Here is a 17,414-nt window from a genome sequence, read left to right as displayed (position 1 = left end):
GGGCGGGCGGTCACACCGGGGTGCGCCGGACCGCCCGCCCCGCCAGCACGTCCGTCCGCCGGCCGTCCTCGATGACGAACCGGCCGTCGACCAGCACGTAGGGGATGCCGGCCGGCAGCGTCCGGGGCGCGGCGAAGGTGGCGCCGGGCGCGACCGTCTCCGGGTCGAACAGGACCAGGTCGGCCCGGTACCCCTCGCGCACCAGCCCCCGGTCCGGCAGCCGCAGCCGGGCCGCGGGCCGCGAGGTGAGACGGGCGACGCACTCCTCCAGCGTCAGCACGCCCAACTCCCGCACGTAGTGCCCGAGATAGCGCGGGAAGGTGCCGTACGCCCGCGGGTGCGGCTTGCTGCCCCGCAGGATGCCGTCCGAGCCGCCGGTGTGCGCGCGGTGCCGCATGATGGCGCGGACGTTCTCCTCGTGCCCGACGTGCTGGAGGACCGTCGTACCGAGCCGGTCGCGCACCAGCAGCTGCCGGGCCGTGGCCCAGGGCGTCTCGCCGCGCAGGTCCGCCGCCTCCCGGACGGTACGGCCCACCAGCCCGGCCAGCGCCGGATCGGTCACCCCGGAGATCTCGATCGTCTCCCACTCCACCGGTACGCCGTGGCAGCCGTCCGAGCCGGTCACCTCCAGGTCGTGCCGCACGCGCTCGGCCGTTTCCGGGTCGGTCAGCCGGGCCAGCACCTCCTCCGGCCCGCCCTCGCTCGCCCAGCCGGGCAGCAGCGCGGCGAGGGTGGTGCAGCCGGGCGTGTAGGGGTAGGTGTCCAGCGTGATGTCCGCGCCGGCGTCCAGGGCCCGGTCGAGCAGGGCCAGCAGCTCCGGTGCCCGGCCCTCGTTCACCCCGAAGTTCATCGTCGCGTGAGCCAGGTGCAGCGGACAGCCCGCCTCCCGGGCGAGGGCGACCATCTCGGCGTACGCCTCCAGTGCGCCGGCGCCGTAGGAGCGGTGGTGGGGGCAGTAGTAGCCGCCGTACGAGGCCACCACCCGGCACAGCTCGGTCAGTTCCGCGTCGCCGGCGTACATGCCGGGGGTGTACGTCAGCCCCGAGGACATGCCCACCGCGCCCTGCCGCAGCCCCTCCGCCACCAGCTCCCGCATCCGGTCCAGCTCCCCGGCGGTGGCCGCGCGGTCCTCCCAGCCCACGACGAGCGCCCGGACGGTGCCCTGCGGGATCAGGTAGGCCGCGTTCACGGCGATGCCCCGGTCGAGCCGGTCGAGGTACTCGCCGACGCTGCGCCAGTCGAAGTCGACGTCGTCGCCGTACCCGTTCCAGCCGGTGATCGCCCGGCGCACCTCCTCCAGCGTGCGCTCGTCCACCGGCGCGTACGACAGGCCGTCCTGCCCGAGCACCTCCAGCGTGACCCCCTGCGCGGCCTTCGCGCTGTGGTCGGGGTCGCGCAGCAGGGCCAGGTCCGAGTGGGCGTGCATGTCGATGAAGCCGGGGGAGAGGACCAGGCCCTCCGCGTCCAGTTCGCGCACCGCGCGCGGCCGCTGGCAGCCCGCCGCGGCGGCCTCCTTGACGATCGAGACGATCCGCCCGCCGTCGACGACCACGTCGGCGCGGTAGGAGTCCGCACCGCTGCCGTCGACGACGTCCGCGTCCCGGATGACGAGCTGCTCCACGCGGTCCTCCTAGAAGAACGTACGGATGTAGTCGACGACCGTCCCGTCCGCCTGGGCCACCGGGATCAGCTGCCACTTGTCGAAGGACGTGCACGGGTGGGACAGGCCGAAGCCGATCCAGTCGCCGACCTCGACGTCGGCGCCGGGGCCGGTGCGCAGCCACAGGTGCTGGTCGGACAGGGCGGTCACCTCGACGTCCGTCGCCGGACGCTCGGTGCCGTCCCGGCGTACCACGTGCGCCACCGGCCGGTCGAGGTCGTAGGCCGCGTCCCGCTTGCCCGCGTTGACGAACGCCTCCGCCTCCGACGGCCGGGACACCACCTGCGCCCACAGCCGGAACGCGGGCTCCAGTGCGCCCTCCTCGGGCACCCGGTTGAACGGCGTCAGCCTGCGGTAGTGCAGGTCGTCGTGCGAGACGTAGGCACCGGAGCGCAGCAGCCGCAGCACCGGCAGCGAGAGATCGGGGACGCCGGCGAAGACGTCGGCGACCGCGTCGAACCACTCGCTGCCGCCGGCGCTCACCACGATCTCGTCCGCCCCGGCGAAGCGCCCGGCCCCGTCGAGCCGCACGGCGAGGGCGACCAGCCGCCGGAGCCACTCGCGCACCCGCTCCGGGGAGGCGTCCGGCACCTGGGCCTCGTACCCCGCCACGCCGACGAGCCGCAGCGTCCGCGTGCCGGCCACGGCCTCGGCCACGGCCAGGGCCTGCGCCTCGGTGCGCACACCGGTCCGGGCCCCGTCCCCCGCCCCCAGTTCGATCACGACGTCCACGGGCCGGGCGGCGCCCCGCAGGGCCGCGTCCATCAGCTCCACCCCGCGCACCGAGTCGACGTAGCAGACGAGACGGAACCCCGGGTCGGCGGCCAGTTCGGCGGCGGCCCAGCGCAGGGCGGAGGCGTCCACCAGCTCGTTGGCGAGGAAGATCCGCCGGATGCCGAACGCCCTGGCGACGCGCACCTGGTGGGGCACCGCCAGCGTGATCCCCCAGGCGCCGTGCTCGATCTGCCGGTGGAAGAGACGCGGGGCCATGGAGGTCTTGCCGTGCGGGGCGAAGGCCAGACCGTGCCGGGCGGTGTACGTCTCCATCAGCGCGAGGTTGTGCTCCAGACGCTCCGCGGACAGCACGAGCAGCGGTGTGGTGAATCCGTCCCCGTCCCGGAAGAGGTTGCGGCGCTGGGCGGTCAGCTCGGCGACGGTGAGGCCGTCGGCGTCCGGCGGGAGGCCCTTGAAGCGGTGGTCGACGCGTTCCTCGGCCAGGCGGGCGAGACGTTGCGCGGCCTGGCGCGCCAGCGCTTCGGTGCTCATGGAGCCACCTCTCTCAGCTGTTGCGCTATGTGCAACAGCCATTGCATGCAGTGCTTATTGGTGTCTAGCATCTCGCCGAACGCCGGGTCAACGACAGCGGCCACCCGGCCATCGACAGGAGCCATCATCGACGACGCTGCTTACGCCCCGGCCGTTGCGCGGGCGGAGGACCTCATGGACGTGGTGACGCTCGGCGAGACCATGGTCGCCTTCCTGCCCGGCCGGCCGGGCCGCCTCGCCGACGTGCCCACCTTCCACCGGGCCGTCGGCGGCGCGGAGTCCAACGTCGCGTGCGCCCTGGCCGCCTTCGGGCACACCGTGCGCTGGGTCAGCCGGGTCGGTGCCGACGGCTTCGGCGACCACCTGCTGGAGCGGATCGCCGGGTACGGCGTCGACGTCTCCGCCGTCCGCCGGGACCCCCTGCGGCCCACCGGCGTGTACTTCCGCACCGCCGGGGACCGGGGCACGGGCGCGCACGAGGTGGCGTACTACCGCTCGGGTTCGGCCGCTTCGGCGATGTCCGTGACGAACGTGGACCTGGCGGCGGTACGGGCCGGGCGGGTGCTGCACCTGTCCGGGATCACGGCCGCGCTGTCCGCGGACTGCCGCGAGCTGCTGCGCGAGGTGACGGCCGACCGCCCGGGCCGGCCCGTGCTGTCCTTCGACGTGAACCACCGGCCCGGGCTGTGGTCCGCCGCCGAGGGTCCGCGGGTCCTGCTCGAACTGGCGCGCCGGGCCGACATCGTGTTCGTGGGGGAGGACGAGGCGGAGCAGGTGTGGGCCGTCACGGGCGGACCCGGGGCGATCCGCCAGGCTCTGCCCGAACCGGGGCTGCTGGTGGTCAAGCAAGGGGCGCGGGGCGCCACGGTGTTCGCGCGCGACGGCGAGGAGGGCGCCGGCCCGGGGCGTGCGGGGTTCGCGTGGTGCGGCGAGGAGGGCGCCGGCCCGGGGCGTGCGGGGTTCGCGTGGTGCGGCGAGGAGGGCGCCGGCCCGGGGCGTGCGGCACCCCCGTCGTTCGTCCCCGCCCCCGCTGTGGACGTCGAGGCTGCCACCGGTGCCGGAGACGCCTTCGCCGCCGGCTTCCTCTCCGCCACCCTGCGCGGCCTGCCCCTGAAGACCCGGCTCAGGCACGGTCACCTCTTCGCCGCCGCCGCCCTCACCACCCCCGGCGACCTCGCCGCACCCCCCGCCCGCGGCCACGCCGACCGCCTCGCCGCCCTCGACGACCACGCATGGGGGAGACTTCGTCTCGGCCCCGGCTGGACGCAGGCCGATCGGGCCCCGGAGGAGGCGAACACCCCATGAGTCAGACCGTCGACCGCGCCCTGAGCATCCTGCCGCTGCTCGCCGAGGGCCCCGCCGATCTCGGGCAGGTCGCCGACCGCCTGGGCGTGCACAAGTCCACCGCCCTCCGCCTCCTGCGCACCCTGCACGAACACGGCCTGGTCTACCGCCAGTCCGACCAGCGCTACCGGCTCGGCGCCCGCCTGTTCGCCCTCGCCCAGGAGGCGATGGAGAACCTGGACGTCCGCGAGATCGCCCACCCCCACCTCGTACGGCTCAACGAACAGTGCGGGCACACCGTCCACCTCGCCGTCCACGAGGACGACGAGGTGCTGTACATCGACAAGGTGGACAGCCGCTACCCCGTGCGCATGTACTCGCGGATCGGCAAGCCCGTGGCCATCACCGTGGCGGCCGTGGCCAAGCTGCTCCTGGCCGACCTGCCCGAACCCGAGCGCCGCGCCCTCGCCGAGCAGCTCGACTACCCCGCGTACACACCCCGTTCGACACCGAACGCCGAGGCGTTCCTGAAGGAACTCGCCACGGTGCGCGAACAGGGCTGGGCCACCGACCTCGGTGGCCACGAGGAGTCCATCAACTGCGTCGCCGCCCCCGTGCGCGGTGCCGACGGCCGGGTGGTCGCCGCGATGTCGGTGTCCGCGCCGAACGTGGTCGTCACCGCCGAGGAACTCCTCACCCTCCTGCCGCTGGTGCGCCGTACGGCGGACGCGATCAGCGGCGAGTACTCCGGCAGAACACCCGTGACAGACCATCGGTGAAGGGACCCGCATGACGGAGAAGACCGCGCTCACGCCCAAGACGCACACCGCGCCGCCCGCGAAGTTCTCGCACGGCGTGCGCAAGGGCAACATCCTCCAGGTCGCCGGCCAGGTCGGCTTCCTGCCGGCCGTGGCGGGCGAGCCCCCGACGCCCGCCGGACCCTCCCTGCGCGAGCAGACCCTCCAGACCCTCGCCAACGTCAAGGCGATCCTGGAGGAGGGCGGCGCGAGCTGGGACGACGTGATGATGATCCGCGTCTACCTCACGGACGTGGACCACTTCGCCGAGATGAACGAGATCTACAACGCCTACTTCGAGGAGCAGGGCCTCACCCAGCCGCCCGCAGCCCGCACGACGGTCTACGTCGGTCTGCCGGCCGGCCTCCTCGTCGAGATCGACGCGCTCGCCGTCCTCGGCTGATCCGCCCCGACCCCCACACGGCGTACCCACGGCACGGCACCGTCACGGTGCCGTGCCGCGATCCCCCCTGCCCGAAAGCTGTATGCACTCACGTAGAGGACCCCCCCATGTCCGGTCCGCTCGTCGCATCCGCCCCCGCCGCCGCAGCCCCACCCCACACCGGCGGACTGCTCCTCCTCGTCGACGGCACCGCGGGGCTGCTCACCGTCGCCGCCCTCGGCATCGCCCTGCTGCTCTTCCTGATCATCAAGGTCCGGCTCCAGCCGTTCGTCGCGCTGCTCGCCGTCTCCATAGCCGTCGGCCTGCTCGCCGGACTGTCGGTCACCGAACTCCTCGGCACCGTCCAGCGCTCCGACGCCGTCTCCACCGTCGAGTCCGGCATGGGCGGCATACTCGGCCATGTCGCGATCATCATCGGCCTGGGCACCATGCTCGGCGCGATCCTCGAAGTCAGCGGCGGCGCCGAGGTGCTGGCGTCCCGGCTGCTGAACCTCTTCGGAGAGAAGCGGGCCCCGCTCGCCATGGGCGTCACCGGTGTCGTCTTCGGCATTCCCGTCTTCTTCGACGTCGGCATCTTCGTGCTCGCACCGATCGTCTACGCCGCCGCCAAGCTCCCCCAGGACCGCGACGAGCTCCGTCCCGGGGAGACCCCCACCGGCAGGTCGATCCTGCCGTACTGCCTGCCGATGCTGGCGGGTCTGTCGATGACGCACGCCTTCCTGCCCCCGCACCCCGGCCCGGTGGCCGCGGCCGGACTGCTCCACGTGGACCTCGGCTGGGTCCTCCTCATGGGCGCGGTCTGCGGCATCCCGGCCGTGCTGGCCGCCTGGGCGTTCTCCGCCCGTATCGGCAGCCGCGTCTTCGTCGCCGTACCGCAGACCATGGTCGAGGCGGCCGAGGCGGCCGAGGAGGCCGGGCGGGCGGTGGCGCGGGAGCGGAGCGAGCCGCGTGAACAGCCGGTCGCCCTCGGCACGGTGCTCGCCGTCATCGGTACGCCGCTGGTCCTGATCCTCGCCGCCACCTTCTCCTCGGTCGCGCTCGACCCCTCCACCCCGCGCTCGGTCATCGAGTTCTTCGGGCACCCCTTCGTGGCCCTGACCATCGCGCTGCTCCTCGCCTACCACGTCCTCGGCATCCGGCGCGGCTGGTCCCGCAGGTCCCTGGAGACCGTCTCCACGTCCTCCCTGAAGCCGGTCGGCAACATCCTGCTGGTGGTCGGCGCGGGCGGTGTCTTCGGCGCCGTCCTGAAGGCGAGCGGGGTGGCGCAGGCGCTGTCGGACACCTTCCACGACGTGGGCCTGCCCGTGATCGTCCTGTCCTACCTGGTCTCGCTCGTGCTGCGGGTCGCCCAGGGCTCGGCGACGGTCGCGATCGTCACGACGGCGGGGATCGTGGCACCCCTGCTGGCCGGGGGCCACCACTCGCAGGCCTTCACGGCCCTGGTCATCACGGCCATCTCGGCGGGCTCCATCTTCGCCTCGCACGTCAACGACGGCGGCTTCTGGATGGTGGCCAAGTACTTCGGCATCAGCGAGCGGGACACGCTGCGCACCTGGACGGTGCTGGAGTCGGTGCTGTCGGTGGCGGGGTTCGCGGTGGCCGGGCTGGTGAGCGTGTTCGTGAGCTGACGGCCTCGCACGAGCCGGCGTGCCCGGCGGGTCGGCCGGCGTGCCCGATGGGCCGAACGGTCCCCGTGGGCTGACCGGTTCTCGTGAGCTGACTGGTTACGGCACAGGGAAGTCGTCCATACTGCCGCCGTGGAGCAGCGCATAGGATCGAGCAGCAAGCCGTCGGAGGCCGAGCCGTTGAAGGCCGAGCCCGTGACGGGCGCCGGTTTCGACCCGGCCTTCATCCCGGGCATCACGGGTCCGAAACCGGGCGAGCCGGTCGCGAAGGAGCCGGGAGCCGCGGTGGCGGAGTCCGCGGGGCCCGCCTCCGAGGAGGCGACGGAGCGGGTCCCGGCCACCGAGGACGCCGCGCGCCCCGCCGAGGAGCCGGCGGACGACGACGAGACGCCCGCGGACGGCCCGGTCTTCGAGGCGTCCGACCGCCGGGCGCGGATAGTCGCCGACCGCAGGGGCGTCCGCCTCAGCCTGGACGAGGAGGCCTGCGAGTTCCGCTGGGACGAGATCGCCGCGGTCGAGACGGAGTCCCCGCGCTTCGGCAAGCGGTACACGATCACCGTGCACACCCCGGACCGCCGCTGGTACCCGATCGAGATCGAGGCGACGGCCAGGGCGCGCTTCACGGAGTGGGACGAGCAGCTGGACGCGGTGCTCGACGCCTACTTCGAGGAGGCGTAGCCGCTAACGGCAGTACTGGTCGGCCTTGCCGATCGACCGGTACATGCAGTCCGCGTTCTCCAGCAGCTGCAGCACGGCGTCCTTGTTCCGGGAGGTCTCCCGCTCGATGACTTCGTCGGGCGGGTAGAACCCGCCGCCGCCGCTCGACGCCGGATACATCTCGAAGGTGTAGGCGAAGATGCGGTGCACGCCCCAGAGGTAGTCGTCGATGGACCCGTCGGTGATGTACAGGTCACTGGACTGCTCCGGGGTGTAGCCGTTGCTCGCGGCCATCTTCCGCCCCACCGCCTTGAACGCGGCGGCGTCGTCCGCGGTCATCCCGGTGGCCGTGTCGCCGTACGTCCACCCGAACGGCCACAGCACCAGCTCGCTGTAGGTGTGGAAGTCGATCCCGGCCTTGATCTGCTGCGTGCCCCCGACCACCCGGCCGCGCACGAAGTCGGAGACCACCTTCACCTCGGGCGCGGACTCGGGGGCGGTGCCGCGGTAGGTTTCCGAGGACGTGGACCCGGAGGAGCCGCCGCAGCAGCCCCACTTGTAGTTCCAGTTCCGGTTCAGGTCGGTCCCCACGTACGACGACCCGGAGTTGGGCTGCCGGTTCTTCCGCCACGACCGGTACGACCCGGAGGCGATGTCGTACTCCCCGCCGTCCGGGTTCAGGTCCGGGACGATCCATATCTCCCGGCTGTCGACCACGTTCGTGACGCGCGGGTCGGACCCGTATCCGGCGCCGAGCTCCCGCAGCAGGTAGAGGGCCATCTCCACGGTCAGGTGCTCGCGCGCGTGCTGGTGGGCGGTGAACAGCACCTCGGGCTCGTTCTCGTCGGTGCCCACGTTGTCGCTGACCTTGATGGCGACGATGTCCCGCCCCTGGTACGACTTCCCGATCACCCGCTTGCTCATGATGTTTGGGTGCGCGGCCAGCCGCTGCTCGATCTCGGCGGTCATCTCGGCGTGGTTGTGGTACTTCGCGTCGGCGCCCGGGAAGTCGTACAGCCGGGCACCGGAGCGTCGCGGGGCGGCGCCCAGCGGGCTGACCTCGTAGCCCAGCCGCCGCAGCTGCCGGATCTGCCCGGCCCGCCCGGAGACGACGACGCTCTCCTCGTCGGCTTCGTCGACGCTGACACCGGCCGCCTGCAGGGCCGTACGCGTCACGGGGGTCGTGCTCTGGTGGATCTCGTACTGCCGGATCTCGTCGTCGGCGGACGTGACGGTGCCCACGCCGTCGGCGCTGGCCCGGCCGGCGGTGGCCGAGAGGGGCGCGGCGAGGGCGAGGGCCAGGAGCGCACCGAGGGTGGCGGTACGTCTGCTGCCGCGCGCGCCGGAGCCGCGGATGCGAAGTCGCATGAACTCTCCTAGGGGTGGAGGTGGGGGTGTTCCAGTGCGACGTGCGGGGGTGGACCCGCCGGGGCCTGCGGTGGGGTGTCCCTGTGGGTCCGCTGTGCGGGTTGGCGCTCATGGTGAAACGTTGGCATGATCAGGTCAATAGCTGCGGTGGTGATGGCGTGAACCGGGTCCCTCACCGGAACGCGACGGTGCGCCACGGGCTCCCGGGGTCGGACATCAGCACCCGGTGGACGTCGACCATGTCCGTGTACCAGCTGCCGAACTCCTCGTCGTCGAAGTGCAGGCAGCGCCCCAGGATGTAGCCGGCGGCGAAGTCCTGCCAGGACTTGTAGGACCGCGCGGAGGCCCGGCCGGCCTCGATCACGGCGGACTCGGCCTCCGCCAGGGAGCAGTAGCGGGCCCCCAGCCCCCAGCGGGCCATGCCGGAGGCCCGCCCGAAGTTCCAGGCGTCCACGGAGCCGACGAACCGGTTCCCGTCGAGGATGCCGTCGGCCCGGAACCGCGCCTCGTACCGGGTGATGCGCCCGACGAGCTGCTGCACACCCTTGATCCGCGCCTCCGTCTCCGCCTCCGGCACCGTGGGCGTGGTGGTGACCCCGTCCGGGGTGAGCACGGTCTCGCCGCCCGCCCGGGCCCGCAGCACCCGGGCGACCGCGTCACGCCAGTACGAGGTGTCGACGTGGCCGCCGAAGTCGCGGGCGATGGTGCGCCGCAGGCTCAGGGCGAACTCCCAGACCGGGTTGGCGCCGTCGGGGTCGAGCAGCTCCCGCTGCCGGGCCTGCCACTCCTCGCGGCCGGTGACACCCCACCACTCCCGGAGCAGCCGCCGCTCCGCCGGATACCCGTTGCCGTGGTACGCCATCGCGTTCCAGGCCAGCCCGTCGCGCACGAACAGCAGCGCGCCGCAGGCCAGTCCCCGCGCCACCGGCCCGTCCAGCGGGCCGCCCACCCGCAGCGTCAGCACCCGGGCCCGCTCCAGCGGGGCGTCCTGCCGCTCGGCGGCTTGCGCCCACACGGCGGACTGCGGCGGCGCGGAGGGCAGGAACGCCTCGCACGGACTGCCCGGATCGACCACGATCACCGCCGGATCGCTGGGCGCCCAGACCCGGGCGAACCAGCCGAGGCTCTGCCAGTCGAACACCCGGTACGGATCCGGCGCCGGCAGCATCCCCTCGGTGTACACCGCCCAGATCCGCCCGCCGGCGACCCGGGGGTCGTGCGTGAACACCGGGTTGACCCGGCCAGGTTCGGTGTCCGCCTTGTCGCGCCGTATCTCGAAGTACAGGCGGCTGTCCGCCAGGGTGGCGAAGTAGGCCGCCCAGTCCCCGCGCGCCTTGGCCTCCCAGAGTGCCTGCTCGATCCTCGTCGGCGGGTTCCAGGCGGGCGGCGCGGCAGGCCGGAACCCGGCGGGCGGCGGACCGAACGACATGACGGAACCCTTCTCAACTTGTCAGCGTCTGGCACCACTTGAGGCGCCTGATCATGCTATGCGACGGAAGGAGGGCCGCTACGGCGAGGCCCCGCCAGCCACTTGGGCACCAGGGGAACGCCGGCCCGCCCCCCTCCCATCCGCCGGTGCCGTACGCCCCCGGGGGCCACCGAAGGCCCGGCACGCCCCGTCCCCACCCGCCCCCCTCGCATGATGATCCGTACCCCGTGACGGCACTGTCCGGAGTCGGTGACAAGCAGGGTCCGGCCGGTGCGGCTCGGGCAGGACGTTGTTACGGTCCGGATCCGGGTGCGGCCGGTCGGGCCGCCCGTGAACAGGGGGGACGTCCCACATGAACACGCATCGCCTCAGACCCGCCGTCCTCGCGTGCGCGGCCGTCGCGCTGGCCGCCGCGCTCACCGGCTGCCAGGGCGACGGCTCGGGCGCGGCGGCCGACGGCACACCGGGCTCCGCCGCCACGGCGAGCGCGGCGCCCGGCGCCTCCGGCGGACAGGGCGGGGTGACGGCGGGCAAGGGGACCACTGGCGGCGCGCCGGACAAGGCGGCGGCGACGGGAGGCGCCGGCACGCCGGCGGCGGAGCCCGCGTCCAGGACCGGCGGAACGGGTGACACCGCGGCACCGGCCGCCGGCTGCGCCACCGAGGCGCCGGACCCGGACCACGTCGACCCGGACGAGATCGTCGTCAACCGTGTCGAGGAACTGCCCGCGAGCACCGGGAAGGTGAACCTCGTCATCCGGCACGGGGCATGGGGGTGCCCCGGTGGGGACACCGACGGCAGGCAGTTCCTCACGGACGGCGAGGACAGCCGCTGGGCCATGGACCAGGCCGCGTACGTCACCGCCACCACGCCCATCACCGACAGCGCCGGAAGCCGGCGCATCGGTGTCCAGGAACTGATCGACTGGCTGGAGGCGCACCCCGACGCCGGCCTGGTGTTCCGGTACGGGACGGGCGACGACGGGGCCATCCACAGCCTGCGGCAGGTGTACACGCCGTAGCCGGGGCGTGTCGCAGCGGGGGGTGCGGTTACCGGTCAGTAGCATTGCTTTGTAGACTCCACCCCGACCAACTCACGCTCCACCTGGGGGACATACCCATGACCAACCGCATTTCCGCCCTGGCCGTCTCCGTGGCCATCGCCGGCGGTCTCCTCGTCACGTCGGCGCCCGCGCACGCCACCATGCCGGCCGGCCGGCACGCGGTGGTGGCCAAGGCCTCCATCACGTGCAACAAGACCGAGCTGCGCCGGCAGATCGCCGCCCTCAAGGACAAGGCCGCCAAGCTGAAGCAGCTGGGCGAGACGGAGGCGGCCAGGAGGGCCCTCGCGGACGCCAACGCCCTCCAGCGCAAGCTCGACGCGTGCATCAAGGCGGAGAACGACCAGAGCAAGCCGTTCCCCGGCTGACACTCCGACACCCCACCGCGGCGCCGCCCACCCCACACCAGGGGCGGGACGGCGCCGCGCCTGTGTCCACGCCGGCCCTGGTGTGAAGGGTGCGCCCTAGACCGGTGCTGAGCCGCGTCGTGCTCCGCGGGACGGCGGCGCTCGGACGCGTGACGGCGCCCGGGCCGTCGGGGCCCGGGCGCCGTCGGGGGTGTGGTGGTCAGGTCACGGGAGTGCGTGTACGTGGGCTCCCACCGCGTTGGACCAGGCGTTGCCGGACGCCGCGTCCCAGTTCGTGGACCAGGTCATCGCGCCCCGCAGGCCGGGGTAGGTCCTGGAGGGCTTGAAGGTGCCGCAGTTGGTGCCGGCCGTCAGGCAGTCCAGGGCGTTGTTCACCACCGTGGGCGAGACGTAGCCGCCGCCCGCCGCCCGGGTGGAGGCCGGGACGCCGAGGCCGACCTGGGACGGGGCCAGGCCGCCCTCCAGCTGGATGCAGGCCAGGGCGGTGAGGAAGTCGACCGTGCCCTGGCTGTACACCTTGCCGTCGCAGCCGAGCATGGAACCGCTGTTGTAGTACTGCATGTTGACGACCGTGAGGATGTCCTTCACGTTGAGCGCCGTCTGGAAGTAGGCGTTCGACGTCGACTGCATGTCGATCGTCTGGGGGGCCATGGTGATGATCAGGGACGAGCCCGCCTTGGCCGACAGGGCGCGCAGCGCCTGCGTCATGTACGTCGCGTTCAGACCGTTCTCCAGGTCGATGTCGACGCCGTCGAAGCCGTACGTCTGCATCAGCGCGTAGACGGAGTTCGCGAAGTTCGTGGCGGAGGTCGCGTCGTTCACCGACACGGTGCCCTTCTCGCCGCCGATCGAGATGACGACCTTCTTGCCGGCCGCCTGCTTGGCCTTGATGTCCGCCTTGAACTGGTCGACCGTGTAGCCGCGCAGGCCGGCGGAGTCCAGGGTGAAGGACACCGCTCCCGGGGTGGAGGTCGCGTCCGCGAAGGACACGGCGATGATGTCGTAGGCCGAGGGCACGTCGGACAGCTTCTGCACCGTCGCGCCGTTGTCGAAGTTCTGCCAGTAGCCGGTCACCGCGTGCTTGGGGAGCGTCCCGCCCCCGCCCCCGCCGCCGCCCGAGCCGGAGGCCGTCGTGGCCGTCACCGCCGCCGACTTCGCCGACTCGCCCGCCGCGTTGGTGGCGGTGACCTGGAACGAGTACGACGTGGCGGCCGCGAGGCCGGTCACCGTCGCCGACGTGCCCGTCACCGCCGTCACCTTGGTGCCGTTCCGGTAGACGTTGTAGCCGGTCGCGCCCGACACCGCGGACCAGGCCAGGGAGACCGAGGAGGAGGTCGTGCCGGAGACGCCGAGGCCGGCGGGTGCCGCCGGGACCGTCGGGGCCGGGTCGCCGCCCCCGCCGCCGTCGGGGCCGAAGACCGAGACGTCGTCGGCGTAGTAGGCCGCCTGGCCGTACCAGCCGTGGGTGTAGACCGTGACGGACGTCGTCGACGCGCCCGTGGTGAAGGTCGTCGACAGCTGCTTCCAGGACGTCGTGTCGGGGGTCCAGGTGGAGACGTCCGTGGTGCCGGTGCCGGTCACGCCGAGGTAGGAGTAACCGCCCTGCACCCAGGCGCTCAGGGTGTACGTCGCATTGGGTTTGACCGCCACCGACTGGCTGCACCGGGCGTTGTCCTGGGCCGCCGGGGTCGCCTTCAGGGCGCTGGAGCCGCCGTGCGCCGGGGAGGAGACCGTCGTGCCGCTGCCGGCCGAACAGGTCCAGTCGGTCAGGCCCGACTCGAAGCCCGCGTTGCGGACGTTGTTGACGTCCGCCGCGGACGCGGGGCCGGCCGCCGCGAGGCCCGCCACCGACAGGGCCAGGGCGGTGGCGGCGGACCACGCCGCGAGTCGCCGTCTGCGGGGTGCGGGTATGCCTTCTGCGCGGTCCACTGGGACCTCCGTGGGGAGTTGGCGGGGAGGAGAGGAGAGGGCGGTGGCCACCGCTTGCGCCTAAGTTGGTCCAGACCAATCCGGGTGTCAAGAGGTACAGACCAAAACCGTTTGCTGTTGCCGGCTCAACCTGTCCGGGTTTGGCGGGACTTGCGCCGGGAGAGTTCCACACCGGCTTCCCGAACGCTGTTCTCCGGTCATACGGCCGTGGATACAGTGCTCAGGTAGTCACGCAATGAAGTCGCCCGTGTGCCCGGGAGTCACCCCGGCGGACCGGCGGGTGTGAAGAGCGGGGAGCTGCGCGTGCCAACTGCCATTGCCGTGACCAGTGCCGACATGGCACTGCCGGCGCAGGACGAACGGACCATGCCCGCCGTCGTGCTGGACGGCCTCGACCGCAAGCCGCTGGACCAGGCCCTCACCGAACTCAACGCGCTCACCGAGCAGTACGGACACGTCGTCGTCGTGTGCTCGCAGGCCACCCCGGAGCCGATCGTCCGGCGGCTGTACACCCTGCGCTCGCTGCTGGAGAGCGACCGCATCGCGCTGTTCCGCCCGGAACTGCCGCCGCTCGGCATCGCCGTCCTCGCCCGGCAGCTGCGCCAGCTCGCCTCCTGCGACCTGGGCCCGGGGGTGCTCGCCTCCGCCGGACGGCTGCTCACCCACTACATCCACGCCGGCGCCGTCCTCGGCTCCGTCGCCAGGCTCGACCGGGTCCCCGTCGGCCTGAAGGCGCACGCCAGGTCCTGGGTGCCGGGCAGCCAGTTCGCCGTCCTCGCCCACCCCGAGCCCCAGCTCGTCAAGGTCACGCCGGACGCCACCCTCAAGGGGCCCGACTTCAGCACCTGGCTGCTGCTCGCCAAGGGGCAGCTGCCCGGCGACTGGGCCGCCGGCCTCGGCACCCGGTGGGGCGTGCACGGGCTGCGCGAGACGGCGCTGCCCGCCGAGTCCGCGGTGTGGTGGGGGACCGGCCGCATGGTCGAGTTCTGCGGCTACCTCGCCGACCTCTCGGTCCTCTACCACCTGGTCACCTCCGTACGGCAGACCAGCTGTCACTGGTGCGGCATCGACGTCATCGGCGACCGCTGCGTCTTCTGCTCCGCCGGGCCGCCCGCGTACGAACCGCCGGCCCCCCGCGCCCTCGAAGCGCGGACGCCCGCCTGACCCCGACGCACGTGGCCCCCGCCCCGCCCGACCGATCCCCCCGATGAGGTTGCACGGCTCATGAACTCCCGTCAGCGCCGCGGCGTGATACTCCTGATCCTGTCGGCCCTGTGCGCCCTGGGCGCGTTCGCCGGCGTGCTCTCCGTCGTCCACGACGTGAACACCAAGGTGGGGCCCGAGGTCACCGCATACCGGGTCAGGTCCGAGGTGCGGCCGTACACCGCGCTGAGCACGGACCAGTTCGAGAAGACGAGGATGCCCAGGCGGTGGCTGTCCGGCAACGCCGTGACCGACCTCCGGCAGATCCGCGGCAAGATCGCCGTGACCACCCTCCACCCCGGCTCCCTGCTCCAGACCGACATGATCGTGGACCGGCCCGCCCTCCAGGCCGGCCAGCAGGAGGTCGCCATCATGATCGACGCGGCGACCGGTGTCGCCGGAAAGATCACCCCCGGCTCCCGCGTCAACGTCTACGCCACCTTCGAGGGCGAGAAGGAGGGCGACCCCGACCAGTCGAAGATCATCGTGACCAACGCCCGGGTCCTGGACGTCGGCCGCATCACCGCCCTGGAGCCCGACGACGACAACCGCCGCCAGACCGCCGAAGCCGTCCCCATCACCTTCGCGCTGTCCACCATCGACGCCCAGCGCGTCACCTACGCCGAGTCCTTCGCCCAGCGCGTCCGGCTCGCGCTCGTGGCCCCCGGCAGCCAGACCGGCGTCCCCGACGAGGACCGCACCTACGAACTCGCGACGGACAAGTGAGAGGCGGCCCGCATGCCCACCAGGATCCTCCCGGCCGGCGCGGACCCGGACGCCGTCCGCTCCCTCACCACCCTGCTCAGCCAGCTCCCGGACGCCGAACCGCAGCCCCCGCTCACCGACTCCACCCAGCTGGCCGACACCCTCGCCCGGCTCGCCGCCGAGTCGGTCGACGAACTCCCCGAGGTCGTCGTCGTCCACGAACGCATCGGCCCGGTCCCGGCCCTCGAGCTGATCCGCGAGGTCGCCCTGCGCTTCCCGGCCGTCGGCGTCATCCTCGTCACCACGGACACGAGCCCCGGCCTGTTCGCCGCCGCCATGGACGCCGGCGCCCGCGGCCTGGTCGCGCTCCCGCTGTCGTACGAGGAACTCGCCCACCGCGTCCAGGCCGTCGCCCAGTGGTCGACGGGCGTACGACGGCACCTCGGCCACGGCGCCGACGTGTTCGGCGGGGCCGGCGGCACGGTCGTCACCGTCAGCGGCGCCAAGGGAGGCACCGGCGCCACCCTGACCGCCCTCCAGCTGGCCCTCGCCGCCCAGGCCTCCGGCCGGCCCACCGCGCTGGTCGACCTCGACCTCCAGACCGGTGACATCGCCTCCTACCTGGACGTCCAGTTCCGCCGCTCGGTGGCCGACCTGGCCGCCATCACCGACATCTCGCCGCGCGTCCTGGCCGACGCCGTGTTCCGGCACGACACCGGCCTCGCGCTGCTCCTCGCGCCCGGCGAGGGCGAACGCGGCGAAGAGGTCACCGACCGCGCGGCCCGCCAGCTGCTCGGCGCGCTGCGCTCGCGCTACGAGGTCGTCGTCATCGACTGCGGCGCCCAGCTGAGCGGGGCGGGCGCCGCGGCCGTGGAGGCGGCCGACACGGCCCTGCTCGTCACCACCCCGGACGTCATCTCCGTACGCGCGGCCAAGCGGACGGTACGGATGTGGGACCGGCTCCAGATCCGCAAGGCCGAGGAGACGACCGTGGTCGTCAACCGGCACACCCGCGCTACGGAGATCCAGCCCGCGCTGGTGCAGCGGATCACCGGCACGGCACTGGCGCGGACCACCGTCCCCGCCAACTTCAAGGAGCTCCAGGGCGTCGTGGACGCCGGCCGGGTCCACGAACTGGACGCCCGGAGCACCGTGCGGCAGGCGCTGTGGGCGCTCGCCGGCGAGCTGGGGCTGGTCAAGGGCGAGGCCGAGGGCGGCTCCCACCGGGGAGCCGCGCGGGGACCGGCGGTCTTCCGGCGGCGGAAGGAGTGAGCGCGCCATGAAACGGCCGGACGGGGACCGGGGGCAGGTCAGTGTCGAACTGCTCGGCATGACCCCGCTGATCGTCCTGACACTGGTGCTGATGTGGCAGGCCGTACTCGTGGGGTACGCCTTCACGCTCGCGGGGAATGCTGCGGACGAGGGGGTGCGGGCCGGGACGGCGGTGCCGCCGGGAGAGCGGTTCGCGGTGTGCGAGCAGGCGGCGCTGGAGCATCTGTCGGGTGCGTGGCGAGGGGGTGCCGGCGTGGAACGGTGCGGCGGGTCCGGTTATGTGACGGCCGACGTGTCCCTCAAGGTCCCCGTGCTCTTCCCCGGCTTCATCGACTTTCCGGTCACCGTGCACGGGCACGCCGGTGCGGTGGAGGAGGCGAAGCGCTGA

16 protein-coding genes are annotated in these 17,414 nt (G+C 72.9%); 11 read left to right on the top strand and 5 right to left on the bottom strand.

The genetic code is table 11. The features are described 5' to 3' along the window. Positions 1-10 precede the first annotated feature (10 nt). Together ABZ576_RS22755 and ABZ576_RS22750 are read right to left on the bottom strand one after the other, a co-directional pair. Positions 11-1,621, bottom strand: a complete 1,611-nt coding sequence (locus ABZ576_RS22755; protein ID WP_360743623.1) for a D-aminoacylase — start codon at positions 1,619-1,621, stop codon at positions 11-13. 9 nt (positions 1,622-1,630) lie between these two features. Continuing rightward, complete coding sequence (locus tag ABZ576_RS22750) at positions 1,631-2,926, bottom strand: amino acid deaminase (protein ID WP_360743620.1); 1,296 nt, start codon at positions 2,924-2,926, stop codon at positions 1,631-1,633. A gap of 174 nt (positions 2,927-3,100) precedes the next feature. Here ABZ576_RS22750 and ABZ576_RS22745 point away from each other — a divergent pair, with 174 nt between their 5' ends. The 5 genes from ABZ576_RS22745 (at position 3,101) to ABZ576_RS22725 (ending at position 7,713) form a co-directional block, all read left to right on the top strand. Further along, on the top strand, positions 3,101-4,231 hold the full coding sequence (locus ABZ576_RS22745) for a sugar kinase (protein WP_360743617.1): 1,131 nt from the start codon (positions 3,101-3,103) through the stop codon (positions 4,229-4,231). Further along, positions 4,228-4,989, top strand: coding sequence for an IclR family transcriptional regulator (locus ABZ576_RS22740; protein ID WP_360743614.1), 762 nt, complete (start codon positions 4,228-4,230; stop codon positions 4,987-4,989). Before ABZ576_RS22745 ends, ABZ576_RS22740 begins: the two co-directional genes overlap by 4 nt. Before the next feature lie 10 nt (positions 4,990-4,999). Further along, a complete protein-coding gene (locus ABZ576_RS22735) occupies positions 5,000-5,410 on the top strand; it encodes a RidA family protein (protein WP_360743611.1) in 411 nt (136 codons plus the stop codon). Positions 5,411-5,517: 107 nt separating this feature from the next. Further along, positions 5,518-7,038 carry a gluconate:H+ symporter gene (locus ABZ576_RS22730; RefSeq protein ID WP_360743608.1) on the top strand — a complete coding sequence of 507 codons (1,521 nt, stop codon included), beginning with the start codon at positions 5,518-5,520 and terminating at the stop codon, positions 7,036-7,038. A 129-nt stretch (positions 7,039-7,167) separates the two neighbouring features. Beyond that, entirely contained in the window at positions 7,168-7,713 is a 546-nt protein-coding gene (locus ABZ576_RS22725; protein ID WP_360743606.1) for a hypothetical protein, read from the top strand. 3 nt (positions 7,714-7,716) lie between these two features. On the opposite strand, the gene ABZ576_RS22720 is transcribed toward ABZ576_RS22725, so the two are convergent. Both ABZ576_RS22720 and ABZ576_RS22715 read right to left on the bottom strand, forming a co-directional pair. Then, positions 7,717-9,060, bottom strand: a complete 1,344-nt coding sequence (locus ABZ576_RS22720) for a M14 family metallopeptidase (RefSeq protein ID WP_360743603.1) — start codon at positions 9,058-9,060, stop codon at positions 7,717-7,719. A 172-nt stretch (positions 9,061-9,232) separates the two neighbouring features. Next, positions 9,233-10,489 carry a DUF1266 domain-containing protein gene (locus ABZ576_RS22715; RefSeq protein ID WP_360743600.1) on the bottom strand — a complete coding sequence of 419 codons (1,257 nt, stop codon included), beginning with the start codon at positions 10,487-10,489 and terminating at the stop codon, positions 9,233-9,235. Positions 10,490-10,841: 352 nt separating this feature from the next. Here ABZ576_RS22715 and ABZ576_RS22710 point away from each other — a divergent pair, with 352 nt between their 5' ends. Next, positions 10,842-11,510: a hypothetical protein gene (locus ABZ576_RS22710; protein WP_360743597.1), complete on the top strand. Its 669-nt coding sequence runs from the start codon at positions 10,842-10,844 to the stop codon at positions 11,508-11,510. Positions 11,511-11,608: 98 nt separating this feature from the next. Continuing rightward, positions 11,609-11,917, top strand: a complete 309-nt coding sequence (locus tag ABZ576_RS22705) for a hypothetical protein (protein WP_360743594.1) — start codon at positions 11,609-11,611, stop codon at positions 11,915-11,917. Positions 11,918-12,121: 204 nt separating this feature from the next. Here the strand turns inward: ABZ576_RS22705 and ABZ576_RS22700 are convergent, their stop codons facing one another. After that, entirely contained in the window at positions 12,122-13,846 is a 1,725-nt protein-coding gene (locus ABZ576_RS22700; RefSeq protein WP_360743591.1) for a glycoside hydrolase family 18 protein, read from the bottom strand. Between the two features lie 336 nt (positions 13,847-14,182). On the opposite strand from ABZ576_RS22700, the gene ABZ576_RS22695 reads away from it, so the two are divergent. From ABZ576_RS22695 to ABZ576_RS22680, 4 genes are read left to right on the top strand one after another with little or no spacing between them, the layout of a single operon-like run. Further along, positions 14,183-15,010, top strand: coding sequence for a hypothetical protein (locus tag ABZ576_RS22695; RefSeq protein WP_360743875.1), 828 nt, complete (start codon positions 14,183-14,185; stop codon positions 15,008-15,010). A 60-nt stretch (positions 15,011-15,070) separates the two neighbouring features. Then, complete coding sequence (cpaB, locus tag ABZ576_RS22690; protein ID WP_360743588.1) at positions 15,071-15,775, top strand: Flp pilus assembly protein CpaB; 705 nt, start codon at positions 15,071-15,073, stop codon at positions 15,773-15,775. Between the two features lie 12 nt (positions 15,776-15,787). Beyond that, positions 15,788-17,026, top strand: coding sequence for an AAA family ATPase (locus tag ABZ576_RS22685; RefSeq protein ID WP_360743585.1), 1,239 nt, complete (start codon positions 15,788-15,790; stop codon positions 17,024-17,026). A 7-nt stretch (positions 17,027-17,033) separates the two neighbouring features. Beyond that, entirely contained in the window at positions 17,034-17,414 is a 381-nt protein-coding gene (locus tag ABZ576_RS22680) for a pilus assembly protein (protein WP_360743583.1), read from the top strand.

Source organism: Streptomyces sp. NPDC013455 (assembly GCF_040632975.1).
GTDB lineage: Bacteria > Actinomycetota > Actinomycetes > Streptomycetales > Streptomycetaceae > Streptomyces.
This window is presented reverse-complemented; position numbering and strand designations above follow the sequence as displayed.

What these genes read in the sequence shown, in the direction of transcription:
- ABZ576_RS22750 (WP_360743620.1), bottom strand. Translation starts at nt 2,926, where the DNA reads ATGAGCACCGAAGCGCTGGCGCGCCAGGCCGCGCAACGTCTCGCCCGC.
- ABZ576_RS22745 (WP_360743617.1), top strand. Translation starts at nt 3,101, where the DNA reads ATGGACGTGGTGACGCTCGGCGAGACCATGGTCGCCTTCCTGCCCGGC.
- ABZ576_RS22740 (WP_360743614.1), top strand. Translation starts at nt 4,228, where the DNA reads ATGAGTCAGACCGTCGACCGCGCCCTGAGCATCCTGCCGCTGCTCGCC.
- ABZ576_RS22735 (WP_360743611.1), top strand. Translation starts at nt 5,000, where the DNA reads ATGACGGAGAAGACCGCGCTCACGCCCAAGACGCACACCGCGCCGCCC.
- ABZ576_RS22730 (WP_360743608.1), top strand. Translation starts at nt 5,518, where the DNA reads ATGTCCGGTCCGCTCGTCGCATCCGCCCCCGCCGCCGCAGCCCCACCC.
- ABZ576_RS22720 (WP_360743603.1), bottom strand. Translation starts at nt 9,060, where the DNA reads ATGCGACTTCGCATCCGCGGCTCCGGCGCGCGCGGCAGCAGACGTACC.
- ABZ576_RS22715 (WP_360743600.1), bottom strand. Translation starts at nt 10,489, where the DNA reads ATGTCGTTCGGTCCGCCGCCCGCCGGGTTCCGGCCTGCCGCGCCGCCC.
- ABZ576_RS22710 (WP_360743597.1), top strand. Translation starts at nt 10,842, where the DNA reads ATGAACACGCATCGCCTCAGACCCGCCGTCCTCGCGTGCGCGGCCGTC.
- ABZ576_RS22705 (WP_360743594.1), top strand. Translation starts at nt 11,609, where the DNA reads ATGACCAACCGCATTTCCGCCCTGGCCGTCTCCGTGGCCATCGCCGGC.
- ABZ576_RS22695 (WP_360743875.1), top strand. Translation starts at nt 14,183, where the DNA reads ATGGCACTGCCGGCGCAGGACGAACGGACCATGCCCGCCGTCGTGCTG.
- cpaB (WP_360743588.1), top strand. Translation starts at nt 15,071, where the DNA reads ATGAACTCCCGTCAGCGCCGCGGCGTGATACTCCTGATCCTGTCGGCC.
- ABZ576_RS22685 (WP_360743585.1), top strand. Translation starts at nt 15,788, where the DNA reads ATGCCCACCAGGATCCTCCCGGCCGGCGCGGACCCGGACGCCGTCCGC.
- ABZ576_RS22680 (WP_360743583.1), top strand. Translation starts at nt 17,034, where the DNA reads ATGAAACGGCCGGACGGGGACCGGGGGCAGGTCAGTGTCGAACTGCTC.